We start from the raw sequence: 24,425 nt of genomic DNA, 5'->3' as shown, positions 1-24,425 counted from the left end.
CTACCTGTCTTTCCGCCTCAGCTCCTCAGGGTCAAGGCCCAAGACCTCACCGATCCGCTGGGGGCTCACAGCGCCCTCACGGAGAATCACTGGCGCGGGACCGGAGATGTCGAGAATCGTCGATGGCGTACCCACCTGGGCGGTGCCGCCGTCGAGGTAGGTCTGCACCGCCTCGCCGAACTGGTCGCGTGCGCCGGCGGCAGACACCGGCGGAGCCTGCCCGGAGATGTTCGCGCTTGACACAGCCATCGGGCCGACTTCACGGAGCAGCTCGATCGCGACGGACTGGAGCGGCATACGCAACAGCACAGTGCCGCGAGTGTCGCCCAGGTTCCACGGAAGAGACGGAGCCTCGGGCACGACCAAGGAGAGGCCACCAGGCCAAAAAGCTTCCACGAGAGTCTTCGCTGTCTCGGTGAACTCGCGCACGAGCCCTTGTATCGTCGTCCACGAACCCACGAGAACAGGAACGGGCATGTTCGGGCCGCGCCGTTTCGTGGCAAGCAGCTTTGCGACGGCATCCGGATTGAACGCGTCCGCCCCAATCCCGTAGACCGTATCCGTCGGCAGCACCACACACTGCCCGGAGCGAACGGCCCTCGCAGCGGCTGCGATGCCGTCTTTGCGCCCTTGCGGATCAAGGCAGTCGTAGATTCTGCTCGGCATCGAGGTGGAGCTCCTTAGGTCGTGGACGGTATAGCGGTCAGTTGGTCCGTAGCTTACTCGCCGTGACAAACCGCGCGCGTCCCGCAAGGTCGGGTACGTTGCGGATGTCCTCGAATGAACCTGAGGATTCGACAACGGTACGGGTGATTTCCGCGGTGGAGTCATCGTGCTCGATACCGAACTTTCCGCCCGGGGCGAGCAGACGCGCGGCGACTGGGATGAGGCCGCGGATCGCGTCCATTCCGTCTGCGCCGGAAAAAACGGCGTCGACCGGATCGTGGTAGACCTCCGGCTCCAACTCCCCCGTTTCAGGCGGAACGTACGGGACGTAGGGCGGATTCGCCACAATGAGATCGACAGTGCCGGACAACTCCGCGAGGAGATCCGGGTCCGTCATGTCGCCCGCGATAATCCCAACATTGGGGAACGGCGCAGAGTTGGCTGCGGCGGTTTCCCGCGCCACCGGGGACTTCTCCACACCGATAACGCGTTCCGGCTTCGCTCCCTGCGCGATGTAGATGGCCAGCGCCCCTGAACCTGTGCCGAGGTCGACGACGGTTCCCGTAGGCTTCTGGCTCACTGCCCACTCGGCGAGCACCTCGGTTTCGGGCCGGGGAATGAACACCCCTGGCCCCACCTTCAGGTCATGTACCCCGAAGGGAGCAGTGCCGACAATGTGCTGCAGGGGTTCACGGTTCGCACGGCGGGCAATGAGAGCCGCGTATGTCTTATCGAAACCACCCCAGCTATCCGAACCGTCGACACCATCGGCACCATCGGCACCGTCAGGGACCTCGGCCAAAACGAGCTGAGTGGGAGGCACGTCCAAAAGGTGAGCGGCGATGAGGCGAGCGTCGACGTGGGGGGAGGCCACGCCAGCGTCGATAAGCGATTGCGTGGCGCGGGCAATGGCCTCGCGGAGCTTATTCTGCCTCAAGTCGCTCCTGGCGCTCGTGGGTCTGGAGCGCCGTGATCAGGTCGTCCATGTTTCCGTCGAGCACGGAATCGAGGTTGTTCGCCTTGAAACCGATGCGGTGATCCGAGATGCGGTTCTCCGGCCAGTTGTAGGTGCGGATGCGCTCCGAGCGGTCCATCGTGCGGACCTGGGACGCGCGGCCCTCTGCCGCCTCTGCCTCGGCCTTCTCGCGCTCGGCCTGCTCGAGGCGGGCCTGAAGGACCTGCATCGCGCGGGCACGGTTCTGGATCTGGGAACGCTCCTTCTGGCAGGTGACCACGATGCCGGTGGGCAGGTGCGTGATGCGCACGGCAGAGTCCGTCGTGTTCACGCCCTGGCCGCCCTTACCGGACGAGCGGTACACATCGACGCGGATGTCCTTCTCGTCGATCTCGATATCTGCGACATCCTCGGTCTCCGGGAAGACGTAGACGCCGGCTGCCGACGTCTGAATACGCCCCTGCGATTCCGTCACCGGGATGCGCTGAACGCGGTGGACACCGCCCTCGAACTTGAGCTTCGACCACGCACCGTCGCGCGACGGGTTCTTCATGGTCACGGACACCGTCATGTCTTTCACGCCTCCCAGATCAGATTCGGCGACATCCAGGACGTCCCAGGTCAGACCGGCCTTCTCTGCGTACTTCTGGTACATGCGGGCGAGGTCGCCGGCGAACAGCGCGGCCTCCTCGCCGCCGGCACCGGCCTTGATCTCCATGATCACGTCGTCGGCATCGTGCTCGTCGCGCGGGGCAAGTAGGTCGGCGAGCTCCTCCTCAAGACGGACGATCTCGCCCTCGAGCCGGGTGGCTTCCTCAGCGAATTCCTTGTCCTCGGCAGCCATTTCAGCGGCGGCCTCATGGTCCTCGCGGGCCTGGTTGAGCTCGTTGTTGACGTTAATGATCGGCTGCAGCTGCGCATAGCGCTTCGACAGCTTCCGGAAGAGATCTTGGTCGCCCACCACCTCCGGGTCGCTCATCTGGGCCTGGATGCCCTGGTACTCGGACACGTAGTCGTCGACAAGCGAGACCTGCGATGTGTCTGCCATTATTGGTAATCCTCCGACTCCTGGTCAGCCGCCATCGGCGCGGATTGTGCCACGCCGACGAGGAACTCGCCGTTGTTCTTCGTCTTCTTCAACTGCTTGATCAGCATGTCGATGGACTGCTGCGGGTCCAGCGCGGAGAGGATACGGCGCAGCTTGTGCATGACGCGCGCCTCTTCCGGGCTCATGAGCAGCTCGTCCTTGCGGGTGCCGGACGGGTTGACGTCCACAGCCGGGAACACTCGGCGCTCAGCGATCTTACGGTCGAGCTTGAGCTCGGCGTTGCCGGTGCCCTTGAACTCCTCGAAGATGACCGTGTCGCCGGCCGAGCCGGTCTCCACCATGGCGGTAGCGATGATGGTCAGCGACCCGCCCTCTTCGATGTTGCGGGCGGCGCCCAGGAAGCGCTTCGGCGGGTAGAGCGCGTTAGAGTCCACACCACCGGACAGGATGCGGCCCGACGCCGGCGAGGAGTTGTTGTAGGCGCGGCCGAGACGGGTGATGGAGTCGAGCAGAACAACGACGTCCTGGCCCATCTCCACGAGGCGTTTCGCGCGCTCGATGGCCAGCTCCGCCACGGCGGTGTGCTCTGCCGGCGGGCGGTCGAAGGTGGAAGCGATGACCTCGCCCTTGACGGAGCGCTGCATGTCGGTGACTTCCTCGGGGCGTTCGTCGACAAGCACGACCATGAGGTAGCACTCCGGGTTGTTGTGCGCGATCGCGTTGGCTATGTTCTGCAGGATCGTCGTCTTACCTGCCTTCGGCGGGGAGACGATGAGCGCGCGCTGGCCCTTACCGATCGGCATGACCAAATCGATCACGCGCGTGGTCAGAATATTCGGTTCCGTCTCCAGGCGCAGGCGCTGGTTCGGGTACAGCGGGGTGAGCTTGTGGAACTCCGCGCGCTGCTTTGCCTCGTCCACCGTCATTCCGTTGACCGTGTCCACGCGCACCAGCTGGTTGTAGCGCTGGCGGTTGCGCCCGTTGCCGTGGGTGTGGCCCTGGCCGTTCGCGCGGACCTGGCCGATCACCGCGTCGCCGGAACGCAGGCCGCAGCGGCGCACGAGGTTGTTGTTGATGAACACGTCCGCCTGGTTCGCCCGGTACCCGGTCGTGCGCACGAACGCCGCATTGTTGTCGACGATGTCGACAATGCCCGCGACCTCCTGCAGCTCCTCCGGGTCCAGGTCCTGGCCGTTGTTGTTGTGGTTGTTCTGATTGTTTCCGCCACCGTTGTTGTGGTTGTCCCGGTTCCGACGGTTCCGACGGTTCCGGCGCCCGCGACGGCCCCCGCCGCCGTTGCCGCCCCCGTCGTTGTTGTTGTCACGGTTGTCCCGGTTATTACCGCCACCGCGGTTGTTTTCACCGTTGCCGTTGCCGTTGCCGTGGTCATTGTCGTTGCCGTTGCGGTCATCGCGGCCATCACGCTGACCCCGGTCGTCGTTTCCGCGACCGTTCTCGCCGCCGCGGTGGTTGTTGTTCCGGTTGCCGCCCCGGCCGTTGTTGCCACCGCGGTCATTCCGCTCATTTCGTCCGTCGCGATCGTCCTGGTTGTCGCGGGATTCGCGCTGGTCATCGCCTTGGTCGCCACGGTCCTCGGGTGTCGCACCGTCGTCAAGCTTGTGCTCGTTCTGGTCCCCGTGCTTGGCGCGGTTGCGGCGGGCGCGGCGTGCGGCGGAGCGGGACTCGTAGCGCTGCTCGTCGCCCTTGCCTTCATTGTTGCCGTTGTTGCCGTTGTTGTCGCGGTTGTCTTTGTTGTCGCGGGGCTTGCTGCCCTCGCTGCCCTCACGCGACGTGGCGCTCGGCGTCGAATCCGAGCCGGCGTTGTCGGCGACTGCCTGTTCGCTGGCGCGTTGACGTGCGCGCTGCGGGACGGTGCCCGTGGTGATGGCCTGGATCAACTCGCCCTTGCGCAGGGCCGACGTGCCGCGCAGGCCTTTTTCGGCGGCGATTTTGCGCAGCTCCGGAAGCTTGAGCGATGCGAGGTCCTGGCTCGCGGCGTTATCCGTATCGGTCACGGAGGTCCTTTCGTCATATTCGTGCGACGCTGTGTTCACGCGGTTATCCCCACACTCGGCCGGCGGGTGTGAACGCCCGTTCATGTCGGGGGCGGAGGTGGTGCACGCTAGATCGGACTCGCGCTGCATGCTCGAACGCGAATGGCATGCAAAGGCGGTGGAAAATCTGCGAGGCGAAAGCGCCTCAGGTCACGATCTTGTCCGACAGTGTAGCTGACACCCGCCGTAGGCGGTTCACCAACCCGCGCCAAAGAGCCCACGGTAGAGTGAACCGCATGCTTTCCACCATGCAGGAAGTGCCGTTTTCGGTCGGCCGCATCCTCGAATACGGGGCTTCGGTCCACGGTTCCACGAAGGTGACCACATGGCGCTCGGGTGAGGCCGAGGAGACGACGTTCGCTGCGGTGGGGGCGCGGGCGGCAGCTTTCGCGCATGCGTTGGAAGAACGCCTCGGCATCGACGGGGACCAGCGCGTCGGCACGTTGATGTATAACTGCGCGGAGCACCTGGAGGTGATGTTCGCGGCATCGGCGAAAGGTTCGGTGTTCGTGCCGCTGAACTTGCAGTTGCTCGAAGACCAGATCGCGTACATCGTCAACCATGCGGAGATCGAGGTCATCGTCTCGGACCCGCGTCTCGCAACGAAGCTCGGACGTCTGCTGGGGTCGTGCCCGACGGTGCGCGCCGTGTGTTTCACCGGCCTCGGCGACATCGACGAGCTGCGCGGCAAGGTCCCCGAGAACATTGCGGTTTTCTCGTACGAATCGCTTCTCGACGGCTCGTCCACCCTCTACCCTTGGCCCGAACTCCCCGAGAACACTGCGGCGGCGATCTGCTACTCCACTGCCACGAGCGGTCCGCCGAAGGGCATTGCATACTCGCACCGGTCGATCTGGCTGACGGCGATGAGCCTGCGTGCGACCGATTCGCTAGCTATCACCCACGGCGAGTCTTTCCTGTGCTGCATCCCGATCTACCACGTACTCAGCTGGAGCGTCCCCTTCAGCGCGTTTCTGGCCGGCACTCCCCTGGTGCTTCCGGATTCGGATGTGTCAGCGCCGACCCTGGCGAAGCTGATCGCTGGCACCCACCCGCGCGTGGCGCACGGAGTGCCCACCTTGTGGATCCAGCTCATGGTCTACTACCTGCACAACCCGCCGGAGCGCATGTCCCTGACGGAGATCTACGTCGGTGGCTCCCCCGCCCCGCCTGCACTGATCAAGGTGTGGGAGGAACGCTACGGTGTGGACATCATTCACGTCTGGGGCATGACGGAGACATCGACGGTGGGCACGGTGGCGCGTCCGCCGTCAGGCGCGTCCGGTGAACGGCGCTGGGCGTACCGCATCTCGCAGGGCCGTTTCGCCCCGTGGCTGGAGTACCGGGTGGTCAACGACGGCGGAATCGTTTCCCGCACCGACCGCAACGACGGAGAGATCCACGTCCGCGGCAACATGGTGACCGGCTCCTACTACTGGCCGGCCAATCCTGATGCAGCCGAGCGCGTGTCCACGTTCCGCGGCGAACCTGTCCCAGTATCCGAGGACTCGTTCACCGATGCCGGCTGGTTGCGTACCGGTGACGTGGGGACGGTGACCTCCGACGGGTTCATGACGCTCTACGACCGCTCCCGCGACGTCATCCGCTCCGGCGGCGAGTGGATCTACTCGGCCCAGCTGGAGAACCTCATCATGGAGTCCGACGAGGTCGTTGAATGCGCCGTCATCGGCTACCCCGACAAGAAATGGGGTGAGCGTCCTCTTGCGGTCACGGTGCTGCACGCCGATGTCACCCCGACGATCGACCTGGCCAAGAAGCTGCGCAAGGACCTCGCCAGCGAGCTACCCACCTGGATGGCGCCGGAGTACTGGACATTCGTCAGCTCCATCGACAAGACGTCGGTGGGCAAATTCGACAAGGTCGACTTGCGCTCGCACTTAGCCAAAGACGAGTTCGACATCATCACCCTCCCAGGGCCCGGCACCCGCGCTGCCGGCGAGGGGAACCCCGCCGCCCCCGCCGCGGAGTAGTTCGTCCGCCGAAAACACGATCCGCGAGATTCGCGTACAGTTGAAGGCATGGCACAACACGACATTTTCTCTAGTCCGTCCCGTTACATCCAAGGAAAGGGTGCGATCGCCGATCTCGGCGAGCACCTGAAGAAGCTCGGTGAGAACCCGTTGCTCGTGTCGGACGACACGGTGTGGGGAATCGTCGAGAAGCAGCTTACCGAGGGCTTTGAAGCCGAAGGCCTTCCCGTAAACCGCGTCAGCTTCGAGAAGTTCGCCACCGCCAAGGCCGTTAACGATCTAGTGGAAAAGATCAACGAAAACGGCCACGACATCATCGTCGGCATCGGCGGCGGCTCCGCAATCGACGCCGCCAAGGCAGCTGGATTCAAGGCCGACATCGTCTGGGCCAGCGTGCCCACCGCGGCTTCCTCTGACGCACCGACCTCCACGCTTGCCGTGATCTACACCGAGGAAGGCGCTTTCGACGAGTACCGCTTCTTCCCGAAGAACCCGGATGTCGTCCTCATCGACACCCAGCTCGTCGCCGGTGCGCCGGAGCAGTTCCTCGTGGCTGGCATTGGCGATGCCCTGGCAACGTGGGTCGAGGCCCGCGCAGCAGCCAAGGGCAACGGCACCACCATGAACGGCGGCCACCCGACACGCGCCGGCGCCGCACTGGCCAAGCTGAGCTGGGACATCCTGTGGGAGAACGCCCTGGCGGCCCTCGACGCAGTCCGTTCCGGCGTAGTCACCCCGGCACTCGAGGCAGTCGTCGAGGCGAACACCCTCCTGTCCGGCCTAGGCTTCGAGTCCGGCGGTCTCGCCGCGGCCCACGCCATTCACGACGGCCTGACCGCCGCCGAGCAGACTCACGGTCTGTCCCACGGCCAGAAGGTCAACATCGGCACCTGCGCCCAGCTGATCATGGAGGGCGCCGACGCACAGGAGCTGGAGGACTTCATTGAGTTCACCACCAAGGTCGGTCTGCCCAACACCCTGACCGAGGTCGGTCTCTCCCCGGAGGACACCGAGGAGCTCGAGGCCGTGGCCAAGGCAGCCACCGCCGAGGAGGAGACCATCCACAACATGCCGTTCCCGGTCACCCCGGAAATGGTCGTGGAGTCCCTCGTCGCGCTTGAGCGCATCTCCCGCCGCGTCCGCGAGGAGCGCGGCCTGCCCAAGCCCGTCAAGTACGTCGCCGAGCACTAAGCCTTCGCTTATCCACGGCGCATCGCCCCGCCCCAGCTCAGCGCTGGGTGCGGGGCGATGTCGTGTTTTGAGAAAGATTCTCGGGTCTTCTATCCTCTTGCGTTCCTAGACCCGCAACAGCTCCGCCGTGACGGGCCCGGCGACATCGAGTTCGAGGACTCGGAGGCCGTCATCGCGGGCGGAGTCAAGAATCTTTGCGTCGACGGGCTCAGTGGACAGCACCATCGCGGTGGGGCCGGCACCGGATAGGTAGGCGGCGTAGCCGCGATTGCGCAGACGGTTCACCCACTCGGCCGTGACCGGCAGGACGTCTGCGCGGTACGGCTGGTGCAGGCGGTCGCGCGTTCCCTCCCACAGGTACTCCGGGTGCGTCTGAATCGCCACCGTCATGACCGCGGTGCGGGAGACGTTGAAGCGCGCGTCGGTGTGCGTGACGTGCGACGGCAAGACCTTGCGCACAGCATTCGTCGAGGCGTGGAAGTCGGGCACGAGCGCGGTGGCGATGATGTCTTTGTGCACTGTCAGCGGCACGGCCCGGTACTCGGGCTGGGAGACACCGTCGACGGGAATGTCCGTCCACGACACCACCGCCCCGCCGACCACACTGGCGGCGGCATTGTCCGGATGCCCCTCGAAGGCGGAACTGAGCTGAATGACCTCATCAGTGCTCAACGGACTGCCGGAGAGCGTGTTGGCGGCGACAACCCCCGCAACCGCCGCGGACGCGGACGAACCCAGGCCGCGGGACTGCGGGATGTTGTTGTGGCAGGTCACCTTCAATCCCGGGGCGTGGACATCGGCGGCATGCAAGCCGGAGTTGATCGCCTTGACCACCAAGTGGGAACTATCGCGGGGCAGGTCCTCGGCGCCCTCGCCGAAGATCTCCACCTCGAGGCCGGAGCCGGTGACTTCGACCTCCACGGTGTCGTAGATGCCCACGGCTAGGCCGAGGGTGTCAAAGCCCGGGCCCAGGTTCGCGGAGCTGCCGGGAACAGTCACGCGGGCGCGCAGGCCCACTTCCAGATCAATGCTCACAAGACGTCCTTCTCTACTCCCCCGCTACGCGCCTAGGCGGATAACGGAGTTGATGGCCTTGACCTCGTCTATCTCCCGGAGTTCCTCAACGATGCCGGAAAGCTTCCGCTCGAGGGATTCGTGAGTGACCACGATCAGACGGGAATCCTCGCCGGACTCCTCCTGGCGCACCGCGGAGATAGAGATGTCCTGCGCGGCGAAGCGGCGGGAGATCTCGGCCAGCACACCGACGCGGTCCACGACGGACATGTCGATGTGGTAGCGGGTGGGCACGTCGCCGAAGTCGGCCACTGGGTAGTGCGCGTACGGGTTCTCCGCTGGGGCGCGGCCGCCGTGAATCTTGTTGCGGGCGGCGCCGACAAGGTCGCCGAGCACAGCGGATGCGGTGGGGGCACCGCCGGCACCGTTGCCGTAGAACATCAATCGGCCGGCTGCCTCAGCCTCGACGAACACAGCGTTGAAGGACTTGTCCACGGTGGCGAGCGGGTGATCGTTCGGCACAAGCGTCGGGTGGACGCGGGCGGAGACGGAGGTCTGCCCGGCGTCGTCGATAAGCCTCTCGCAAATGGCGAGCAGTTTGATGGTGAAGCCAGCCTCTGCCGCGGCCACGATGTCCTCGGCGGTGATATTTGTGATGCCCTCGGCGTGCACGTCGTCGTATGTGACGCGGGAGTGAAAACCCATCGATGCCATGATCGCGGCCTTGGAGGCGGCGTCGTGGCCCTCTACGTCGGCGGTCGGGTCGGCTTCCGCGTAACCCAGGCGGGTGGCCTCGGCGAGAGCTTCGTCGTAGGTCATGCCGCTCGTTGCCATGGCATCCAGCACGTAGTTCGTCGTGCCGTTCACAATGCCGGAAATGCGCTGAACCTGGTCGCCAGCCAGCGAGCGGCGGAGCATGCCCACGACCGGGATCGCGGCGGCGACGGCGGCCTCATAGTAGAGGTCCACGCCGGCGGCATTGGCAGCGTCCGAAAGCTCGTCGGCGTGTGCGGCGATGAGCGCCTTGTTGGCGGTGACCACTGATTTGCCCGCGGTCAGAGCGGCGAGCACCAGCTCGCGCGGATAGTCGATGCCGCCGATGACCTCGACGACGACGTCGATGTCGTCCCGGTCGATGAGCTCACGCGCGTTGTCGGTCAGCGTAATGTCCGGGAAGGAGTCGAGTACCTCGCGCTTCTTGCTCAGGTCGGACACGGCCACGCCGCGGACGTCGATCGGGCCGCCGATGCGGTTTTCGAGGTTGCTGGAGAACTCGTTGATCAGGCGCAGCACCTCGGTTCCGACGGTGCCCATCCCCAGGACGGCGACCCCCACGGGTTGCCCGATGCCCTTACCGGGGTAGTTTCCGTTCCTTCCTTCGGCGCTCAACGCAGTCATGGTTCTCCTGTGTCGTAGGTTGCGGCCGTTCACCCAGCCGGGGTGTCGGCGGGGAAGGCGGCCGCGGTGGGACGCAATGCCCTAAGAGTCTACAAAAACCTCTCGCGCAAGTAGGTCCTCCACTGTCTCCCGGCGGACCATCGGGGTGATCTTGCCGTCCCTAACGCTCACCACGGCGGGGCGGCCAAAGCAGTTGTAGTTGGAGGCCATGGAGAAGCAGTAGGCACCTGTGGCGGCTAGAGCGATGAGGTCGCCGGGGGCAATATCATCAGGCCAGAGGGCATTATTGATGAGGATGTCGCCGGATTCACAATGTGACCCGACCAAGCGCGTCGCGTGCGGCGCGCCTGCGGTGTGGCGGTTGACCACGCGCGCGTCGTATTCGGCGCCGTAGAGCGCGGTGCGAATATTATCGCTCATTCCCCCGTCGACGGCGATGTAGCGGCGGGTGGCTTCGTCGGTCACGTGGACGTCTTTCACGGTGCCCACGGAGTAGATCGTGACGGCCGCGGGGCCAGCGATGGCGCGCCCCGGCTCCACGATCACCGTCGGCGGAGCAACACCCAAATCCCCCGCCGCGTCGCGGACGGCGCGGAGCAGGTCGCGGGCGACCGCGTCGACGTCGAGAGGCTCCTCTTCGACGGTGTAAGCGATGCCGTAGCCGCCGCCTAGGTCCAGGTAGTCGAGCTGGAGGTCCAGATCCCGGTAGATCTTCGCGTACAGGCTCAGCACGCGCGAGGCGGCGAGCTTGAAGCCCTCGGCGTCGAAGACCTGCGATCCGACGTGGCAATGCAGGCCGGTCAGGCGCACATTCGCGGCAGCGCGGGCGGTCTCGGCGGCGCGGAACGCGGAACCGGACGCGAGGGAGAGCCCAAATTTCTGGTCCTCGTGGCTGGTGGCGATGAACTCGTGAGTGTGCGCCTCCACACCGGGCTTGACGCGGATGAACACGTCCTGGATCACGTCTTCTTCCCCGGCGATGCGCTCCAGCGCGTCGAGCTCCTGGTGGGAGTCGATGACCACGTGGCCGACGCCGCTGGTCACGCAGCGACGCAAGAAGGAATCGGACTTGCTGTTGCCGTGGGCGGTGATGCGCTCCGCCGGGAAATCTGCGGCCAGAGCGATGAGCAGCTCGTTCTCGCTGGCCACGTCGAGGGCGAGGCCTTCTTCAGCCACCCACTTAGCTATACGGGAGGTCAGAAACGCCTTCGCGGCGTAGTGCACGTGGGCGGGGTCGCCGTAAGCGCGGGCCATATCGCGGCAGCGGGAGCGGAAGTCGTCTTCGTCGACGACCATCACGGGTGTGCCGTACTGCGCGGCTACCTCCGTCAAGGGGACACCGGCAATGGAGACGGTGCCGTCCTCGTGCCGCTGCGCGTTGCGCGGCCACACGTGGGCGGGCAGGTCGTTGAAGCAGCCCTCTTCGTTGTGCCGCATGCGCAGCAAGTCATCGCGCGACAGGTTCGCGGTGTTCAGAACCGGATCGAGCATGCCTTACATCCTTTCCGGCGCAGTGATGCCCAGCAGGCGCAGGGCGTTCGCGAGCACCTGGCGGGATGCGGACGCCAGAGCCAGACGTGCGGAGTGAATCGGCTCCGGAGCATCCCCGGCCTTCGGCAGGATCTGGCACGCGTCGTAGAACTTGTGGAAGACACTGGCCAGCTCCTCGGCGTAGCGCGCAATGCGGTGCGGCTCGCGCAGCTCGGCGGCGGCTTTCACCACTGCCGGGAACTCGCCGAGGGTGCGGATCAAGTCGCCTTCCTTCTCGTGAGTGAGCAGGGAGAGATCAGCACCGCCGGAGGTGGCACCCGCCTCAGCCGCCTTGCGCTCAATCGACGCGAGCCGTGTGTGCCCGTACTGCACGTAGTAGACGGGGTTGTCGTTGGACTGCTTCTCCCACAGGTCGAGGTCGATGTCCAACGTCGAGTCGACCGACGAGCGCACCAGCGAGTAGCGGGCTGCGTCACGGCCGATCAGGTCCACAAGATCGTCGAGGGTGATCACGGTTCCGGCGCGCTTGGACATCTTCACCGGCACGCCGTCGCGCACCAGGTTGACCATCTGGCCGATGAGCACTTCCACCGCCCCCGGGTCGTAACCGAGAGCCTGTGCCGCGGCGCGCAGACGGGCGATGTAGCCGTGGTGGTCCGCGCCGAGCATGTAGATGGCCAGGGTGTGGCCGCGGTCGAATTTGTCGGCCACGTACGCGATATCGCCGGCGATGTAGGCGGCGTCGCCGTCCGACTTGAGCACGACGCGGTCCTTGTCGTCGCCGAAATCGGTGGAGCGCAGCCACCAAGCGCCGTCAGCCTCGTACAGGTTGCCGTTGTCCTTAAGCGTTTGAATGGCGCGGTCCACGGCACCGGACTCGAACAGCGAATTCTCGTGGAAGAACACGTCGAAGTCGGTGCCGAAATCGTGCAGCGACTGCTTGATCTGCTCGAACATCATGTCCACGCCCTCAGCGCGGAAGGTTTCCTGGACAGTCGCGGCATCGCCGTCAAGAGCATCGGGATGCTTATCGACGACCGCGCGCGCGATCTCCCCGATGTATTCCCCGCCGTACCCGTCCTCCGGAGTCGGCTCGCCCTTCGCCGCCGCGACAAGCGAGCGGGCGAAGCGGTCGATCTGCCCGCCGTGGTCGTTGAAGTAGTATTCGCGGGTCACCTCGGCGCCGGAGAATTCCAGCGCGCGGCCCAGAGAGTCACCGACAGCTGCCCAGCGGGTCCCGCCCAGGTGAATCGGGCCGGTCGGGTTCGCGGAGACGAACTCGAGGTTGATCTTCGCGCCGTTGTAGAGGGAGGACGATCCGTAACGCTCCCCCTGCTCGAGAATCCCGGAGACGATGCCGCCGGTGGCGGCGGCGCCCAAGCGGAGATTGATGAAGCCGGGGCCGGCGATCTCGGCGGAGTCGATCTCGGGGCGGGACGACAAACCGTCGGCAAGCAACTGCGCGAGTTCACGCGGATTCATCCCGGCTTTCTTGGCTACCTGGAGTGCGACATTCGTCGCGTAATCGCCGTGCTCCGGATTCCGGGGGCGCTCGACAGTGACCGTTTCAGGGACGATGGATTCGGCAGTCGCTCCGTCCGGTAGGTCGCGGCCCGCGAGCGCGTCCAATGCGGCGGTTCTGACAGTGGCGGCAAGATCAGCTGGGGTCATGTGGTGAAGTGTAGAGCAGCGCCTGAGCACAGTCAGAAACTCAGTCAGAATGCGCCGAGCCCGCGCCGCAGCTCCCGCCGCCCGGGGGGCACCCGCCGAGATGAATTTCGGCCCGGTTTTGCACCGCGGAGCGGTGATAATGCCATAATTTCCCGGAACAAATGGGAAGGGTCCGCCACCCATGGGCTCCCCCATCCCCCGAAAGAGAAAGAACCGTCTTCTCATGACCTACCAAATTCAGCCGGATGCAGTGGCAGGCAGCCTTGCCCTCTCTGCCATCTTGTCCACGCTTCCGCTGGTGACATTCTTCGTGATGCTCCTCGGAGTGAAATCTCGCGCCCACACATCCGGTGCTGTGGCACTCCTCGTGGCGTTGCTCGTGGGCATTCTCGGCTTCAAGATGCCGGTGGTCATGGCCATCTCGTCGGTGTTCCGCGGCGGCGTCTACGGGCTGGTCCCGATTGTCTTTGTGATTCTCACGGCGATTTGGTTCTACCAGATCACCGTCGCCTCCGGCCGTTTCGAAGACCTGCGCCTCGTGTTCGACAAAATGGGCAACGGCGATGTGCGCATCCAGGCGATGCTCATCGCGTTCTGCTTCGGCGGCCTGCTTGAATCCCTCGCCGGTTTCGGCGCTCCGGTGGCGATCACCGCGACGATGATTCTCGCGCTCGGCGTCCCGCCGCTGCGCGCGGCGTCGGTCGTGCTCATCGCTAACACCGCGCCGGTCGCGTTCGGTGCTGTGGCTATCCCGATCACCACCGCCGGCGACGTGGGCGACCGGACCGCCGAACAGACCGCGAACATCGCCGCCATCGTCGGCCACCAGACACCGTTCTTGGCATTCTTCGTTCCATTCATCATCGCCTTCCTCATCGACGGCTGGCGCGGCATCCGCGAGACTGCGCCGGCGTCGATCACCATCGGCCTGTCCTTCGGCATCGCGCAGTGGGCGACGTCCAACTTCTTCGCGTACCAGCTCACCGACGTCGTCGCCTGCATCGTCGCCCTCGGAGCGGCTTTTGTCCTGCTCCAGTTCTGGAAGCCGGTCGGGGTGCCCGCGCTGCGCGAACGGCTCGGCCTCGAGGAGGTTCACGGTCACGATGGCGACGAGCTGACCGGCAGCCGCGTGTGGTGGGCACTGTTCCCCTACGCCGTGGTCGTGTCCATCTTCGGCTTAGCCAACCTGGGCACCACGATTCCGAACTGGCTGAAGTCGACCGACATCGCCATTCCGTGGCCGTACATCACCGGCCATATGTTCACCTCCACCGGCGAGGAAATGCAGCGGACCGAATACAAGCTGCAGCTGCTAAACAACCCGGGTAGCCTCCTGGTCATCTCCGGTCTCATCGTGGCGGCGGCGTACATGATCTTCAACGAGAATGGCCGCTACCCGCTGACATGGAAACAGGTCGGCCGGGAATTCGTGGGCACCGCCATGCGCATGCGCTGGTCCGCGCTCACCATCGCCACGGTCCTCGCGCTGGCGTACGTGATGAACTACTCCAGCCAGACCGTGTCCATCGGCTCCTTCTTTGCCAACCTCGGGCCAGCATTCGCGTTCTTCGCCCCGGTCCTCGGCTGGGTGGGCGTGGCCGTCACGGGTTCCGACACGTCCGCGAACGCGCTATTTGCCAAACTCCAGGTCACCGCAGCCGACTCCTTGGACCTCAACCCCGACCTCATGCTCGCCGCCAACACCACCGGTGGTGTGGTGGGCAAGATGATCTCTCCGCAGTCCCTCGCCATCGCCGCCACCGCGGTGGACATGGAAGGCCGGGAATCCGAACTGTTCAAGAAGGTCGTCGGCTGGTCTTTCGGCTTCCTGCTCGCGGTGTGCACGCTGATTTTCCTGCAGACGAACCTGCTCAGCGGTCTTGCCCCCATGGTCCCCTAGCCACATCGGCGTTCCGGGCGATTTAAGAGTAGCGTCACCGGTATGAGGCAGTACTCTGACTACTGTCTTACATGCAGCTGGCAAAAACCTACCCAGAAAGGAACCAGCAGTGCGCGTAGCCCTGTTCACTACGTGTATCGGTGACGCTCTTTTCCCCGATGCACACAAGGCGGCAGCTCTCGTTCTGTCCAGACTCGGATGCGAGGTCGTCTTCCCCCCGGAGCAAACCTGCTGCGGGCAAATGCACATCAACACCGGGTACCAAAAGGAAACGGTGCCCATGATCGAGAATTACGTCGACGCTTTCGCCGATGATTCCATCGATTACGTGGTCACCCCGTCCGGTTCCTGCACCGGTGCCGTGCGCGAGCAACACACGCGGATCGCCGAGCGCTACGGCTCCAAGGAGCTCGTCGCCGGCACTGAGAAAACCACCAAGAAGACTCTGGACCTCTCCGAGTTCATCGTCGACGTGATGGGCACCACCGACGTGGGCGCGTTCTTCCCGCACCGCGTCACCTACCACTCCACGTGCCACTCCCGCCGCTTCATCAAGGTCGGCGACCGCCCGACGGACCTGCTCAAGGCTGTCGACGGCCTGGAGCTCGTGGAGCTGGAGAACATCGAGGAATGCTGCGGTTTCGGCGGCACCTTCGCGGTGAAAAACGCCGACACCTCGGCCGCGATGGTCTCCGACAAGGTGCGCCACATCAAGGACACAAAGGCCGAATACGTCACCGCCGGTGACTCGTCCTGCCTGATGAACATCGGCGGCGCCATGTCCCGCCAGCACACGGGCATCCGCGCCATCCACATCGCCGAAATTCTCGCCTCCACCCGAGAGAATCCGTGGACGCCGGAATCCGCGGCCTACACGAAGGAGAAGATGCTGTGAAGGTCGGACTGGGTAACCCCACGATGCCGCCCCACGCCCCGCGCGATCTGGGGCACTTCCGCGAACACGACAAGTTCCAGAAGAACGCCAAGACTGAGCTGAACAACTCCACTCAGCGCCGCAACCTGAACTACGCCACCACGCAGATCCGCCTGAAGCGCCAGGGCGTCGTCGACGAGCTCGACGATTGGGAAGCACTGCGTGAAGCTGGTTCCACCATCAAGCGCGACACCCTCGCCCGCCTCCCGGAGCTGCTGGAGCAGTTCGAGGAGAACGTGACCAAGCGCGGCGGCCATGTCCACTGGGCTCGTGACTCCAAGGAAGCGTCGCAGATCGTCACCGACCTGATCAAGAAGACCGGTGAGACCGATGTAGTGAAGATCAAGTCGATGGCCACCCAGGAGATCGCGCTGAACGATGTCTTGACGGAAAACGGCATCAACGCACGCGAGACGGACCTCGCCGAGCTCATCGTCCAGCTTGGCGACGACTTCCCGTCCCACATCGTCGTCCCCGCCATCCACCGCAACCGTGCGGAGATCCGCGACATCTTCACCCAGAACATGCCGGGTGCCCGCCAGGACCTCACCGCGGAGCCGGCTGAGCTTGCAGAGGCATCCCGTAAATTCCTGCGCGAGCAGTTCATGAAGGCCAAGGTGGCCATTTCCGGCTGCAACTTCGGCATCGCGGAGACCGGCTCGGTCTCCATCGTCGAGTCCGAGGGTAACGGCCGCATGTGCCTGACCCTGCCGGAGACCCTGATCACCGTCATGGGCATCGAGAAGATCCTGCCCTCCTACGAGGATCTGGGTGTGTTCATGCAGCTACTGCCGCGGTCGTCGACAGGCGAGCGCATGAACCCGTACACCTCGATCTGGTCGGGCGTGACGGAGAACGACGGCCCGCAGGACTTCCACATTGTCTTGGTGGACAACGGCCGCACCGCCGCCCTGTCCAACGAGATCGGCCGCGAGGCACTGAAGTGCATCCGCTGCTCCGCCTGCCTGAACGTCTGCCCGGTCTACGAGCGCGCGGGCGGCCACGCCTACGGCTCGGTCTACCCGGGCCCGATCGGCGCGATCCTCACCCCGCAGCTCGCCGGCATGGACTCCGCCGACGACGTCACCGCGTCCTTGCCGTACGCGTCCTCCCTGTGCGGGCGTTGCGACGAAGTCTGTCCGGTGAAGATCCCCATCACCGACGTCCTGCTGGAGATGCGCCACCAGAAGGTGGAGAACCACCGTCCGGCGATCGAGGGCGCCATGTTCTCCGCCATCGGCCAGGTGTGGGGTCACTCCAAGCTGTGGGACAAGTCGGTGCGCATGGTCGCTGCCGGCCGCATCCTCGGCGGTTTCAACGGCGTGATCAACAAGATGCCGCCGCCGATCTCGGGCTGGACGGACTACCGCGATGTCGCAGTGCCGCCGAAGAAGTCCTTCCGTCAGTGGTTCGAGACGGATGAGGCAAAGTCCCTGCTCTCCGAGGCCCGCGCGAAGGGCGTGGAAACCCACACTGCTCCGGACCACCTGGGCACCGCTGCTGCCGAGTCCGACCCTGAGGAGTCCTGGACCCGCTACAACCGCAAGGAGGACCAGTAATGGGTACCGCTAAGGAAGACATCCTCGCCCGGATCCGTAACGCGCACAAGCTGGCCGACTCTCCTGCCAGCGTCGAGCACGCCCACGATTACCGCACCGAGTCCCCGCTGAACCGCGACGAGCTCCGCGAGATGCTCATCGACCGTCTCGTGGACTACAAGGCAGACGTCAAGACTGTCTCCGCGGACGAGCTGGGCGGCGCGATCGTGGACATCCTGCGCGAGCGCAACGCCAAGGAGATCCGCTACCCACAGGGCCTCGATGCCGCACTGTTCGACGCGTTCGACGGTAACGCTGTGCCGGACGATGTCACGACGAACCCGCGTGAGCTTAACGACGTCGACGCCGTGGTCACCGGATCCGTCGTCTCCTCCGCTCAGACCGGCACCATCTGCCTCCAGTCTGAAGGCGGCACGGGTGAATGCGGCCGCCGCGCGCTGAGCCTGGTTCCCGACTGTCACGTGTGCATCGTGCGCATGGATTCGGTGGTCTACGGAGTTCCAGAGATGTTTGCCAAGCTCAACCCGGAGCTGCCTACCACGCTGATTTCCGGCCCGTCGGCCACCTCGGACATCGAGCTCGTCCGCGTCGAGGGCGTGCACGGTCCCCGCGACCTGATCGTCATCGTCGTCGACTAGCGCCGGCTGGCGTCGATAAGCTGCGCCGCGCGCTTCACGCGCACACAGATCGGCCCGCACCTTCCGTCTGGAGGGGTGCGGGCCGATCTGCTGTCATTTTCCCGTGCCGCGCTTGTCGCGCGCAGCAGTTATTATGCAAAACAGACCTATATAGAACGTTCCGCTTTCCTGGGAGGCCGCACATTGTTCCGCCGTAAAACGCCTAAAGTTTTGGCCCACAAACACACAAGCGGTTCACTTCTTGCAGCTGCCGTTGCGGCTGCGGCCCTCTCAGTAGCTCCGTCGGCGTCCACCGTCGCGCAGGCACAGCCCGCGGCTCCCGCCGTGAAGTGGGAACCGTGCCCGGCCACCGTCGATGCTCCCGGTGCCCAGTGCGGCCGCGTTCCGGTGCCGATGCGTTACGGCGACCCGAACAGCCCGGAGATCTCCGTCGGATTTGTCCGCGTCCCCGCCGCCCAGCCGTCGGCAAAGCGCGGCGTCCTCTTCGGTAACCCCGGAGGACCTGGCGGGGACGGCTACACCTACGTCGGTTCGAACGCCGTTGGGTTCCAGTGGCCGAAAGAGATCCGCAACGAGTGGGACATGGTTGCCGTGCAGCCCCGCGGTCTGCGCCACTCCACCCCGCTGAACTGCGAGCCGGAAGCGCCCGCTAACCAGCTTGAAGCCGTGCGCAGCGAAATCGACAACGTTGTCAACGCCGGTGCCGCCTCCCGGAAGATGTGCCAGAAGGGCAACCCGGGACTGCCCGAAAGCTTGACTACCGAGAACAACGCCCGCGACTGGGAGACCGTCCGCCGAGCACTCGGCTACGACAAAATCTCCATCATGGGGTTGTCCTACGGCACCTACCTCGGCTCCGCCTACGCCACGATGTACCCGCAGCACACCGAAAAGGTCGTGCTCGACTCCGCGATGAACCCCGACCAGCAGTGGAACGACCTGGTCAACGAGCAGCAGGGCGGCTACGAGCGCGCGCTGCACGACTACTTTGACTTCATCGCCCGCAATGACGCCACCTACCACATGGGCGACACCCCGCTGAAGGCGTACCAGTACTGGTCCGCCAAGGTCGTGGAGCAGTCTGGGACCAACCCGACGGTGGTGCCGCCGCCGGCACGTGTCGGCGACCTCCCGCCTGGACTGGAGTTCGCCGGCCAAGCTGGTGCGGACGCAATCACTGCGACGGGCAAGGTCCGCGTCGAGGCCGAGGGCATTGTCAGCCGGATGCTCAAGCCGGGCGCGACCCAGTTGAAATCCCCGCTCGTCGGCGCGGCGAAGCAGATCATTCCCTCCCCGGGGGACTGGGACACGCTCGCCCGCATGACCAACGGCACCCTCGGTGAACAGGAGGGCGGCTTCTCCGAGGCCATGACCAAGGAAATCGTCGAGTCAGAGCGCGCACGCACCAACCTGCTATTCGTGCAGATCTGCAACGAGAACGTCACTCCGCCGAACTACGCGCTGATCCCGCGCACACTCTGGTCGAACCAGATGTCGCAGGATGTGTTCACCGCCCCGAATGCGCTGATCTCCAGCGGCATGGCCTGCAACGGCGCTGCCCCGGTCACCGGTCGTCTGCCGTTGAACGGTGCTGCTCTGACTACGCGCCCGCTGCAGATCAACTCCACCGGCGACCCACAGACCACCTACTCCGGCCGCGGTGTCATCCACCACGAGATGGGCACGCAGCTGGTCACGGTTCACGGCCCCGGCCACGGACACGTCGCCCGCGGTAACGCCACCGTGGACAAGATCGTCGTCGACTACCTGCGCACCGGCAAGATCACCCAGTTCGACGCGCCCGGCTACTTCAACCAGCAGCGGTAGACCTGCTCTTCACACACAGATCGGCCCGTCCCTTCCGGCTGGAGGGGTGTGGGCCGATCTGCTGTCATTTGTTGACTGTCGACCGGAGGCGACTGCCACGCGTAAGCTGTGCCCTCATGAATAACAGAGAGCTGGATCCGCTGAGCGTCCGCCCGCAACTGAAGGACATGCTCGTCGGCGTCGTCGCGATGGTGGCGGTCTACGCGCTGCTGATCGGTTCTGCATTCGGCTTGAAGGGCCTCGACCTCGGCGGCATGGTCAGGTCGCTCCTGCCGGTGCTGGTCATCCTTGCTCTGGCGATTCCTACCGTTGCGCTGGTCGTGTACATGAAGCGCCGCGGGCTCCCGCTCGGGCTCCGGCCGCTGGGTAGGCGCGGATGGCATCTTGTGTGGCAGGTTCCGCTCGCGATCGTCGCGTCTGCGGCCTGCACGTCGATTGTCGCCCCGCTGCTCAGTGTCGAATCATCCGACCCGTCGAGTCCGGTCGGTGCAGGCAGCGCGTTCGTCCTGTTCACACTGGGTGCGTATCTGCTGATCGGCCCGTTTCTGGAGGAGCTCGTGTTCCGCCGCCTCCTCATGGGGTACCTGGACACCGTGATGCCGGCGGCCGCCAGCGTGCTGTTGACTTCGCTGGTGTTCGGACTAATGCACATCGCACCGGCCGCCATCGTCTACACGTTCTTCGCTGGTCTCGCGTTCGCGCTGGTGACCCGCTGGCACCGTTCGCTGTGGGCGGGCTTCATCCTGCACATGTGCAACAACATCCTGGTGCAGCTGATCGTCCTCGCCGGCGTGTAAGCCACCCTGCTCTGCCCCGCCTATACGCCGGGAATACGATGTGTTTCGTTTCCCTGTGCCCTCTCTGCAGCGCGCGGGGCCATTTTCTTCCAGTGACCCCGAACGAGGAGGCGGCGCGTGGCGCACACGAACAATACGGTGGATCTGCGGCCTGTCGCGCTCGTGCTTGTCGGCTCGCTGGGCATCCAGGCTTCGGCGATGGTCTCGTCCACGCTCTTTGCGGAGCTGGGCACCGTGACTGTGTCCACGTTCCGTCTGGTCGTCGCCGCGGTGATCATGCTCGTGGCGTTCCGTCCGGCGGTGCGCACCTTCACGCGGCAGCGCTGGATCAACGCGGGGATCTACGGGATCGCCATGGCCGCGATGAACCAGTTCTACTTCGCGGCGGTCGACCGTCTTCCGCTGGGCGTGGTAGTCACGCTCGATTTCCTCGGCCCGTGCGTCGTCTCCTTTCTGGGCCTCAAGCATTGGGCTGAGCGCGGTTGGGCAATGATCGCCTTCATCGGGGTCGTGCTCATCGCGGGGCCATCGTCCGGCATTGACCCGGTCGGTCTCATCTACGGTTTCCTCGCCGGCGCATTCTTCGCCGCCTACACCGTCTTCGCGGAACGCGTGGGCAAGGCAGAGGGCGGCGGGCTCGCCGACCTCGCCATTTCGGTCGCGGTCGCAGGGCTTGTCACTCTCCCCATTGCGGCGCCAAGGCTTATCGACGTCTCCCCCAACTCCTGGCTCATCCTCACCCTCGCCGCACTCATCGGTGTGGTGATCCCCTACGTCGCCGACACTTTGGCGGCGCGGCTCACATCGGCTCAGGTCGTCGGCACGCTCTTTGCTCTTGATCCCGTGCTCGGGTCGCTCCTCGGCTGGCTGTTCATGGGCGACGAGCTGACTGCCCGCATGCTCATAGGCATCCCCATGGTCTCGCTCGCCGGCGCCGTGATCACGTGGCGCTCCACGCCCCGCGACGAGGCCGGCGGTTCCGCTGTCAGGGCGCAGGTGCAGGAATGAACGTGAAGAATGAGCGCCACTCCGTTGGGTCCCTTGTCTTATATGCTGGCAATACCGTCCCCGACTCCAGGAGCAACCCGTGAACCGCCAGATCGTCTTCATCGTCTACGTCTCCGACATCGACGTATCCGTCGACTTCTACCGCGATCTCCTCGACCTGGAATCCGCCTTCACCTCACCCCGTTACGTCACGTTTGCGCTGGCGGATGGCGTGTCCCTGGCTCTGTGGACCGGAAACTCCGACGCCCTTGAAGCCGCGGGCACCCGCACCACCGAGGTGTGCCTCAATGTTCCCGCCGACGATGTCATTCCGACTTTTGAAAAATGGGAAGGAAAAGGTGTGACCGTCCTCCGCGAACCGTACGAAGAAGTCTTCGGCACCACCTTCATCGTCGCCGACCCCGACGGCAACTTCATCCGCGTCGCCCCGATTGACTAGTTGCGGCCAGCTACCCGGTTCAAGCAAACGACTGGAACGGGACAGTCAGGAACCCCCACTGACCTAAAACCAAAACCGGCGCCTTGGAAAAATAAACACCAAGACACCGGTTTGTCCACCATGTCGCGACTCCTATGTCAACAATGTCGCGACTGATGACACCTCGTGGTCGTCAAGCCACGATTGCATAGTGTTAACGACGTCGCGATGGTTCTTCAGTTCCTTGATCTCAGCGGCCGAGTTCTCTGTTTCTACGAGTACCTGGATCGCCTCGGGGTCTCGCTTGTGCAGGCGTTGAAGCTCGCTCTGGTCGTCGATAATTCGTGCAAGAACGTCATCGTCAACCCCGGAGGCTTTCTCGCTGGTAACGGGAATCGAGGCGAGGCTACGGGTGAGGTCGATAAGTTTGTTTGAGCCTTCCCGGTTCAAGACGACGACGTCATCGAGTTTCGGTCTTTCGGGTCTTTTATTCGCGCTTGAATTCGGATTTCCCGAACAACGCCCGGTTCACGAACGGCACGAACCTTGATTTGGCGACGCTGTTTCGGAACTTTGCCGGAATCTCTTCCACTTCCACTGTCTCATGAGCAGCGCACACTGCTACGCCGCTACATCGGACTTGACATGTTCAGCGCTCACTGTATAGTTCAGTGCATGCTGACTATTGCTTCACGTCTCGACGTGATGAACCGCCTGGGTCGTGCACTAGCCGACCCCACTCGATCGCGGATCATCTTGACCCTGCTCGACCATCCCGCTTACCCGGCGGAACTGGCTCGAGCTTTGGACCTGACACGCCCGAATGTGTCCAACCACCTGGCATGCCTGCGCGATTGCGGGATCGTCGTCTCCGAGCCCGAGGGGCGTCGGACACGATACGAGATCGCCGATCCGCACCTGGCGCAAGCGCTGACGACGCTGGTCGATGCCACCCTGGCAGTAGACGAAGACGCCCCGTGCATAGATCCCGCCTGCTCGCTTCCCGGATGCGACGTAGCTGGGGAGGGCGCATGATCCTCACCACGGTCTTGCAGGCGATAGGCCTGTTCGCAGCTACCAACATCGACGACATCATCGTGCTCTCCCTCTTCTTCGCGCGAGGGGCAGGCCAGAGCGGCACCACCGCCCGCATTCTGGCCGGCCAGTACCTTGGATTTGCCGGCATCCTCGGCGCCGCGATCCTTGTGACCATCGGTGCCGGAGCATTTCTGCCCCCGGCAGCCATCCCATACTTTGGTCTCATCCCTCTGGGCATCGGCCTCTGGGCCGCATGGGAGGCCTGGCGCGGAGACGATGATGACGATGACGACGAGGCCAAGGTTGCCGGCAAGAAGGTCGGCGTGGGGACAGTCGCAGGCGTCACCTTTGCCAACGGTGGCGACAACATCGGTGTCTACACCCCTGTATTCCTTAGCGTGGAACCTCTCGCAGTGGTCGCCTACTGCGTTATCTTCCTCGCGCTCGTTGCGGTCCTGGTGGCCCTGGCAAAGTTCGTCGCCACCCGCCCCCCGATCGCGGAAGTGCTCGAACGCTGGGAGCACATCCTCTTTCCCATCGTTCTCATCGGCCTCGGCATCGTGATCCTCGTCAGCGGCGGAGCCTTCGGGCTCTGACGTAGCGGCAGTGTTCCAAACGGCCCCGACCGGAAGCAGCGCGCCATCGAACTGGTGCCGCACGGGCAAGCTGACCCTCACACGTCTGGCGGTGCGATATCCTGCATCGCCGGCGAGCTCGGGATGAGTACGGAAACTCTTCCGCGGCTGGGTCCGCGCTCGTAAACAATCAGGCGCGACAACCCGAGCAGGAACGGCGTTTTAGAAGAGAAAAATGACCCCTCCGAACGA

At 64.5% G+C, this 24,425-nt stretch carries 21 protein-coding genes; 13 read left to right on the top strand and 8 right to left on the bottom strand.

The annotated features are described in order from the left end of the window. The 4 genes from QYQ98_RS00105 to rho are packed head-to-tail and all read right to left on the bottom strand — an operon-like array spanning position 1 to position 4,684. Complete coding sequence (locus QYQ98_RS00105) at positions 1–666, bottom strand: L-threonylcarbamoyladenylate synthase (RefSeq protein WP_302006755.1); 666 nt, start codon at positions 664–666, stop codon at positions 1–3. A gap of 37 nt (positions 667–703) precedes the next feature. Continuing rightward, positions 704–1,603 carry a HemK/PrmC family methyltransferase gene (locus QYQ98_RS00100; RefSeq protein ID WP_302006754.1) on the bottom strand — a complete coding sequence of 300 codons (900 nt, stop codon included), beginning with the start codon at positions 1,601–1,603 and terminating at the stop codon, positions 704–706. Next, positions 1,590–2,669, bottom strand: coding sequence for a peptide chain release factor 1 (prfA, locus tag QYQ98_RS00095; RefSeq protein WP_302006753.1), 1,080 nt, complete (start codon positions 2,667–2,669; stop codon positions 1,590–1,592). Before prfA ends, QYQ98_RS00100 begins: the two co-directional genes overlap by 14 nt. After that, entirely contained in the window at positions 2,669–4,684 is a 2,016-nt protein-coding gene (gene rho / locus QYQ98_RS00090; protein WP_302006752.1) for a transcription termination factor Rho, read from the bottom strand. The genes prfA and rho overlap by 1 nt, the downstream gene beginning before the upstream one ends. Before the next feature lie 275 nt (positions 4,685–4,959). On the opposite strand from rho, the gene QYQ98_RS00085 reads away from it, so the two are divergent. Continuing rightward, a complete protein-coding gene (locus tag QYQ98_RS00085; protein WP_302006751.1) occupies positions 4,960–6,714 on the top strand; it encodes a long-chain fatty-acid--CoA ligase in 1,755 nt (584 codons plus the stop codon). A gap of 48 nt (positions 6,715–6,762) precedes the next feature. Continuing rightward, the gene (locus tag QYQ98_RS00080; protein ID WP_302006750.1) at positions 6,763–7,905 is read left to right on the top strand and encodes a glycerol dehydrogenase; all 1,143 of its coding nucleotides are present in this window, start codon (positions 6,763–6,765) and stop codon (positions 7,903–7,905) included. A gap of 105 nt (positions 7,906–8,010) precedes the next feature. Here the strand turns inward: QYQ98_RS00080 and thrB are convergent, their stop codons facing one another. The 4 genes from thrB to argS form a co-directional block, all read right to left on the bottom strand. Then, entirely contained in the window at positions 8,011–8,940 is a 930-nt protein-coding gene (gene thrB / locus QYQ98_RS00075) for a homoserine kinase (RefSeq protein ID WP_302006749.1), read from the bottom strand. A gap of 24 nt (positions 8,941–8,964) precedes the next feature. Further along, positions 8,965–10,317 carry a homoserine dehydrogenase gene (locus QYQ98_RS00070; RefSeq protein ID WP_302006748.1) on the bottom strand — a complete coding sequence of 451 codons (1,353 nt, stop codon included), beginning with the start codon at positions 10,315–10,317 and terminating at the stop codon, positions 8,965–8,967. 81 nt (positions 10,318–10,398) lie between these two features. Beyond that, a complete protein-coding gene (lysA, locus tag QYQ98_RS00065) occupies positions 10,399–11,754 on the bottom strand; it encodes a diaminopimelate decarboxylase (protein ID WP_302007768.1) in 1,356 nt (451 codons plus the stop codon). 57 nt (positions 11,755–11,811) lie between these two features. Continuing rightward, complete coding sequence (gene argS, locus QYQ98_RS00060; RefSeq protein WP_302006747.1) at positions 11,812–13,479, bottom strand: arginine--tRNA ligase; 1,668 nt, start codon at positions 13,477–13,479, stop codon at positions 11,812–11,814. 223 nt (positions 13,480–13,702) lie between these two features. Between argS and QYQ98_RS00055 the strand changes: the two genes are divergently transcribed. The 11 genes from QYQ98_RS00055 (at position 13,703) to QYQ98_RS00005 (ending at position 24,194) form a co-directional block, all read left to right on the top strand. Continuing rightward, positions 13,703–15,379, top strand: a complete 1,677-nt coding sequence (locus tag QYQ98_RS00055; protein ID WP_302006746.1) for an L-lactate permease — start codon at positions 13,703–13,705, stop codon at positions 15,377–15,379. A 109-nt stretch (positions 15,380–15,488) separates the two neighbouring features. Further along, a complete protein-coding gene (locus tag QYQ98_RS00050) occupies positions 15,489–16,274 on the top strand; it encodes a (Fe-S)-binding protein (RefSeq protein ID WP_302006745.1) in 786 nt (261 codons plus the stop codon). Beyond that, entirely contained in the window at positions 16,271–17,872 is a 1,602-nt protein-coding gene (locus QYQ98_RS00045) for a LutB/LldF family L-lactate oxidation iron-sulfur protein (protein WP_302006744.1), read from the top strand. The genes QYQ98_RS00050 and QYQ98_RS00045 overlap by 4 nt, the downstream gene beginning before the upstream one ends. Then, complete coding sequence (locus QYQ98_RS00040) at positions 17,872–18,510, top strand: lactate utilization protein C (RefSeq protein ID WP_302006743.1); 639 nt, start codon at positions 17,872–17,874, stop codon at positions 18,508–18,510. Before QYQ98_RS00045 ends, QYQ98_RS00040 begins: the two co-directional genes overlap by 1 nt. Before the next feature lie 210 nt (positions 18,511–18,720). Beyond that, a complete protein-coding gene (locus tag QYQ98_RS00035) occupies positions 18,721–20,337 on the top strand; it encodes an alpha/beta fold hydrolase (protein WP_302006742.1) in 1,617 nt (538 codons plus the stop codon). A gap of 116 nt (positions 20,338–20,453) precedes the next feature. After that, positions 20,454–21,134 carry a CPBP family intramembrane glutamic endopeptidase gene (locus QYQ98_RS00030; protein WP_302006741.1) on the top strand — a complete coding sequence of 227 codons (681 nt, stop codon included), beginning with the start codon at positions 20,454–20,456 and terminating at the stop codon, positions 21,132–21,134. Positions 21,135–21,251: 117 nt separating this feature from the next. After that, a complete protein-coding gene (locus QYQ98_RS00025; protein WP_302006739.1) occupies positions 21,252–22,142 on the top strand; it encodes a DMT family transporter in 891 nt (296 codons plus the stop codon). Positions 22,143–22,221: 79 nt separating this feature from the next. After that, entirely contained in the window at positions 22,222–22,581 is a 360-nt protein-coding gene (locus QYQ98_RS00020; protein WP_302006737.1) for a VOC family protein, read from the top strand. A 207-nt stretch (positions 22,582–22,788) separates the two neighbouring features. Continuing rightward, the gene (locus tag QYQ98_RS00015; protein ID WP_302006736.1) at positions 22,789–22,995 is read left to right on the top strand and encodes a hypothetical protein; all 207 of its coding nucleotides are present in this window, start codon (positions 22,789–22,791) and stop codon (positions 22,993–22,995) included. A gap of 240 nt (positions 22,996–23,235) precedes the next feature. After that, positions 23,236–23,595 (top strand): helix-turn-helix transcriptional regulator, encoded by a 360-nt coding sequence (locus QYQ98_RS00010; protein ID WP_071345784.1) that lies wholly within the window; start codon positions 23,236–23,238, stop codon positions 23,593–23,595. After that, positions 23,592–24,194, top strand: a complete 603-nt coding sequence (locus tag QYQ98_RS00005; RefSeq protein ID WP_302006735.1) for a cadmium resistance transporter — start codon at positions 23,592–23,594, stop codon at positions 24,192–24,194. The genes QYQ98_RS00010 and QYQ98_RS00005 overlap by 4 nt, the downstream gene beginning before the upstream one ends. Positions 24,195–24,425: the final 231 nt, after the last annotated feature.

It is taken from the genome of Corynebacterium sp. P3-F1 (assembly GCF_030503635.1).
Lineage (GTDB): Bacteria > Actinomycetota > Actinomycetes > Mycobacteriales > Mycobacteriaceae > Corynebacterium.
Note: the sequence above shows the minus strand (reverse complement) of the source record. Positions and strands in the feature narration are given on the sequence as shown.